The sequence below is a fragment of the Selenomonas sp. oral taxon 126 genome (assembly GCF_001683335.1).
Classification (GTDB): domain Bacteria; phylum Bacillota; class Negativicutes; order Selenomonadales; family Selenomonadaceae; genus Centipeda.
In genome coordinates, this window is the sequence record NZ_CP016201.1 from 1,666,020 (window position 1) to 1,671,122 (window position 5,103).

The window sequence follows — 5,103 nt, forward strand, 5'->3', positions numbered from 1 at the left end:
CGCCGTCTTCCACGCGATGTTCTTGTCGATACGCGCCTTGCGGATGTAGTTCGGCGAGCTCGATGTGACGATCAACCTCTCGAAGCCGGAGAAGGATCCGCGCGACATCGCCAAGGCGAAACTCGCGAAGGCGGCAGGCTACCCGAAGTGTCTGCTTTGCCGCGAGAACGAGGGCTATGCGGGGCGTGTGAACCACCCCGCACGCGAGACGCATCGTCTCATTCCTCTGGACCTCGCGGGACATCCGTGGTTTTTACAGTATTCCCCCTATACCTACTACAACGAGCACTGCATTGTACTGAACAGCGATCATGTGCCGATGGTGATTTCGCGCGAGACGTTCGAGAATCTGGCGGCATTTCTCGAGGTCTTTCCGCACTATTTCGCGGGCTCGAATGCCGATCTGCCAATCGTGGGCGGGTCAATCCTCTCGCATGACCACTATCAGGGCGGACGCTATACGTTTGCGATGGAGCGCGCGGCGGTGGAGCAAGAATATACCTTTGCGAACTATCCGCAGGTACGTGCGGGGCGTGTGAAGTGGCCGATGTCGACGCTGCGGCTCACGTCCTCGGACAAGGGGGCGCTTATCGCCCTCGCGACGGCGATTCTCGCGGCATGGCGCACGTACAGCGATGCATCTGTCGATATTCTGGCACAGACGGACGCGCCGCATAATACGATTACGCCGATTGCGCGGCGGCGCGGTACGGACTTCGAGTTCGACCTTGTGTTCCGCAACAATCGCACGACGGCGGAGCATCCGCTCGGGCTGTTCCACCCGCACGCGGAGGTGCACCACATCAAGAAGGAGAACATCGGTCTGATCGAGGTGCTGGGGCTGGCGATCCTGCCCGCGCGTCTCAAATCGGAGATGGAGCAGATTCGTGCGGAGCTGCTGCGGGGAACGGCGGACATTGCGGGAATTGCGGACATCGAAAAACATGCGGACTGGTATCGCTCGGTACGTGCGGCGCACATGGCGGTCACAGAGGGAAATGTCGATGGGATTCTGCGCGACGAGATCGGCAAGGTGTTCCTGGAGGTGCTCACGCACGCGGGGGTGTTCAAGCGTGACGCGGCGGGGATGGCGGCGTTCGACCGCTGGATTGAAAGCATAGCGGGCGTATAACAGGGAGAAGATAGAATGAAAGCGACGATCGTTGATGTGGCGAAGGAGTCGGGGGTGTCTGTGGCGACGGTTTCGCGCGTCGTGAACGGGAACTATCCCGTGCGTGAAAAGACGCGGCTCAAGGTGGAGAACGCCATCAAGAAACTGGAGTATCTGCCGAATCTGCAGGCACGCGAGCTGAACACGCAGCGTTCTTCGAGCATCGGCGTCGTCGTACCGAGTTTTGACAATATGTTCTTTGCCCAGGTGCTCGACGGCATCGAGGAGCATCTGCGGCAGAGCTCGTACTCTCTGCTCCTCGCGTGTGCGCAGAACGATGCGGCACGCGAGGAGGAGTGTGTGCGGGACTTCATCACACGCAATGTTTCGGGGGTTATTGTCGTCAGTCCGAATACGGAGACGGCAGTCTCGGAGTTCTACGAGAACACGGCGGCGCGTCTGCCTCTGGTCTTTGTCAACAGCGCGCGCGAGCTTGCGGGCATCTCGTATGTGACGAGCGATCAGCGCGGCGGGGCGCGTGCGGCGCTCGAGCATCTCTTTCACTACGGGCACGAGCGCATCCTCTTTGTGCAGGGCGAGAACAGTGATTCCTACCGCATCAAGGAGAAGGTCTACCGCGAGATCATGCGGGAGCGCGGGGCGTTCCATCCGGAGGACATTGTAAACGTCGGCGAGGGCAACCGCATCGAGACGGTGGAAAACACCATGTTCATTCTCATGGATATGATGCTCGACCTACAACCGACGGCGATCTTCTGCTGCAACGATCTCATGGCGATGGGGGCGGTCAACGCCTGTCAGCGCATGGGACGGCGCGTGCCGCAGGACATCTCGGTCATCGGCTACGACAACACGGCACTCAGCCAATATACCGCACCGAAGCTCACAACCATCGATCAGCATATGGGCGATCTCGGGCGGGAGGCGGCACGCCTCATGTTGAAGAAGATCGAGGAGAACGTGACGGAGAATGTCGTGCTTGCCAATACCGTGGTTGAGCGTGAGACGACGGGCTTTCGCGTGGAGGAAAATGAATAGCAATCGAAGGGGGATATAAATGAATATCATCTATCATGAGAAAGGCAGGGTCTTTCATCTCTTCAACGATTCCATCAGTTACATCTTCATGGTACTGCCCCACGGCGGGCTTGGATCGCTCTACTACGGAAAAGTGCTGCGCGACCGCACGGGCTTTGAGCACCTCTTTGAGCGCGTCCATCGCGGCATGTCGGCGTGCGTCTTTGCGGATTGCCGCGACTACTCTCTGGATGCGATTCGGCAGGAGCTGCCGACCTACGGCTCGTCGGATTTTCGCCGTCCCGCGCTGAACGTATTGCAGGAGAACGGCAGCCGCATCCTTGATATGCAGTACACAGCGCATCGTATCGTGGACGGCAAGCCGAAGCTCGCGGGTCTGCCCGCGACCTACGTGGAGTCGGATGATGAGGCAAAGACACTCATCGTTGAGGTGCAGGATGCGGTCACGGGGCTGCGTGCGGAACTCCTCTACACGATTTTTGCCGAGGGCGGTGCGATTGCGCGCAGTGTGCGCTATAGCAACGATGGGCAGGAAGTGCTGCACCTGCAAAAGGTCATGAGCATGTCGATCGATCTGCCCGATACGGAATACGACTGGATGGAGCTGACGGGGGCGTGGACGCGTGAGCGCCACATCGAGATCCGTCCGCTTGCAACGGGTATTACGGCAATCGGCAGCCGCCGCGGGCATTCCTCGGGGCAGTACAATCCGTTCGCGGCACTCCTGCGGCGCGGGACGACGGAAACGCAGGGCGAGGTGCTTGCGATGAGCCTCGTCTACAGCGGCAATTTCGAGATGCTCGCAGAGGTCGACAACCATGGCGTGACGCGGCTGCAGGCAGGCATCCACAGCACGGATTTCGATTGGAAACTTGAACCTGGTGCGGAGTTTCAGACCCCCGAGGCGGTGCTCGTCTGGTCGGATGCGGGACTCAACGGCATGAGTCAGACCTATCATCGACTTTATCAAAAGCGTCTTGTGCGCGGGCAGTGGCGCGAGAAGGTTCGTCCCATCCTCATCAACAACTGGGAAGCGACGTATTTCGACTTTACGGAGGAGAAGCTGCTCACAATCGCGGACAAGGCGGCAGAGTGCGGCATTGAACTCTTCGTGCTCGACGACGGCTGGTTTGGCGCACGCACGTCCGACTATGCGGGACTTGGGGACTGGACGGTCAATCGCGACCGTCTGCCGAACGGCATCGACGGGCTCGCGGAGAAGATCGAGGCGCGCGGCATGAAGTTCGGCATCTGGGTTGAGCTCGAGATGGTCAACGAGGACTCCGACCTCTATCGTGCCCATCCGGACTGGGTGCTCTCCGTGCCGGGGCGGCGCAAGTCGCTCGGGCGCTCGCAGTGCGTGCTCGACTTTTCGCGTAAGGATGTCGTCGATAATATCTATGGGCAGATGGAGGCGATTCTCGCGAGCGGCAAAGTCTCCTATGTGAAATGGGATATGAACCGCAGCATCACGGAGTGCTGGTCGCACGCGCTGCCCGCCGACCAGCAGGGCGAGGTGTTCCATCGCTACATCCTCGGACTTTATGATCTGTACGAGCGGTTGACATCGAACTTCCCCCATGTGCTCTTTGAGTCCTGCGCCTCGGGCGGTAACCGCTTCGATCCCGGGATGCTCTACTATGCGCCGCAGACGTGGGCGAGCGACAACTCCGATGCCGTTGAGCGGCAGAAGATCCAGTACGGAACATCCATGTGCTACCCCGTGAGCAGCATGGGCAGCCATGTCTCCGTTGTCCCGAACCATCAGGTCAACCGCATGACTCCGCTGCATACGCGCGCAAATACGGCGTACTTCGGGACGTTTGGATATGAGCTCGATCTCAACAAGCTGACTGCGGAGGAGCTCGCCGAGGTCAAGGAGCAGGTCGCTTTTATGAAGGAGTACCGTGAGATCCTCCAGTTCGGCACATTCTACCGCCTGCAAAGTCCCTTTGAGGGAAATGTAACGGTGTGGATGAGCGTGAGCGCGGACAAGAAGACGGCGATCGTCGGTTGGTACCGCACGCTGAACCGCGTGAACTACCGTTTCGAGCGTGTACGTCTTGCGGGGCTCCTGCCGGATGTGCTCTACGAGAACAGCCGCAGCGGTGCATGCTGCTACGGTGATGAGCTGATGAACTACGGACTCATCACGACGGACGGTACGGCGGGAGAGCCGAATGCAGAGAATGGACTGACCACAGACTTTGATTCGCGCATCTATGTGCTGAAGGCAGTTGAATAGTTTTTCATAGTGGGACGGGACTGTTGCATGAAGTTTTCTAGCTTCGTGCAACAGTCCCGTTTTTGTATGAAGAATCAATCGTGGGAAGCACTGATAAATTCAGCCGCGCCATCTTAGCGCATCTTTTTTGCCCGAACTTTGTCAGCAAATCCTCCACATAGCCCTTGCTATGCGTCCGGTTTGCTTCCTCGTTCGGACGAAAAAATCTGCGCAAATCTGACGGACTTCATTTTATCAGCGATTCCCTTGCATATTTGATTAACTTCCGATAAAATAAAATGTGGGGAAATAGCGTTCAAGAAGGAGGCTTCCTATGGCTGTCAAACGAATCTTTGTGGAGAAGCGGCAGGGGTATTTCGACATACCCGCACAGCGCCTCTGTGACGATCTGGTGGAGACATTCCGACTGACAGAACTGCGCGCCGTGCGCATCATCACGCGTTATGACATAGAGGGACTGAGCGCGGAGGAGTTCGCACAGGTGCGGAATATCGTCTTCGCCGATCCGCCTGTGGATACGGTCTATGAGGATGCATTGCCGTTCTTTTCCGATGCGCACATGTTCGCAATCGAACCCCTGCCGGGGCAGTTTGATCCGACGGCAGCAGCTGCGGCGGAGTGCGTGCAGCTCGTAACGCAGGGGGAGCGCCCCGATGTGCGTACGGCACGCGTGATCGTATTGATCGGA

Annotated in this window: 3 protein-coding genes and 2 pseudogenes; 4 read left to right on the forward strand and 1 reads right to left on the reverse strand. The window is 58.4% G+C overall.

The genetic code is table 11. The annotated features are described in order from the left end of the window. From AXF19_RS07585 to AXF19_RS07595, 3 genes and pseudogenes are all read left to right on the forward strand, one after another. Positions 1-1,132, forward strand: a pseudogene (locus AXF19_RS07585) (UDP-glucose--hexose-1-phosphate uridylyltransferase); the annotation flags it as partial. Positions 1,133-1,147: 15 nt separating this feature from the next. Next, positions 1,148-2,170 (forward strand): LacI family DNA-binding transcriptional regulator, encoded by a 1,023-nt coding sequence (locus tag AXF19_RS07590; protein ID WP_066847138.1) that lies wholly within the window; start codon positions 1,148-1,150, stop codon positions 2,168-2,170. Between the two features lie 19 nt (positions 2,171-2,189). Continuing rightward, positions 2,190-4,415, forward strand: coding sequence for an alpha-galactosidase (locus AXF19_RS07595; protein ID WP_066847141.1), 2,226 nt, complete (start codon positions 2,190-2,192; stop codon positions 4,413-4,415). An 82-nt stretch (positions 4,416-4,497) separates the two neighbouring features. Here AXF19_RS07595 and AXF19_RS15865 read toward each other — a convergent pair. Further along, positions 4,498-4,629 (reverse strand): annotated as a pseudogene (locus AXF19_RS15865) (secretion protein HlyD); the annotation flags it as partial. Between the two features lie 99 nt (positions 4,630-4,728). Here AXF19_RS15865 and AXF19_RS14575 point away from each other — a divergent pair. Continuing rightward, a partial coding sequence (locus tag AXF19_RS14575; protein WP_172837370.1) for a hypothetical protein occupies positions 4,729-5,103 on the forward strand: 375 nt, incomplete at its 3' end.

Coding starts and splice junctions, on each gene's coding strand:
- AXF19_RS07590 (WP_066847138.1), top strand. CDS start 1,148: ATGAAAGCGACGATCGTTGATGTGGCGAAGGAGTCGGGGGTGTCTGTG.
- AXF19_RS07595 (WP_066847141.1), top strand. CDS start 2,190: ATGAATATCATCTATCATGAGAAAGGCAGGGTCTTTCATCTCTTCAAC.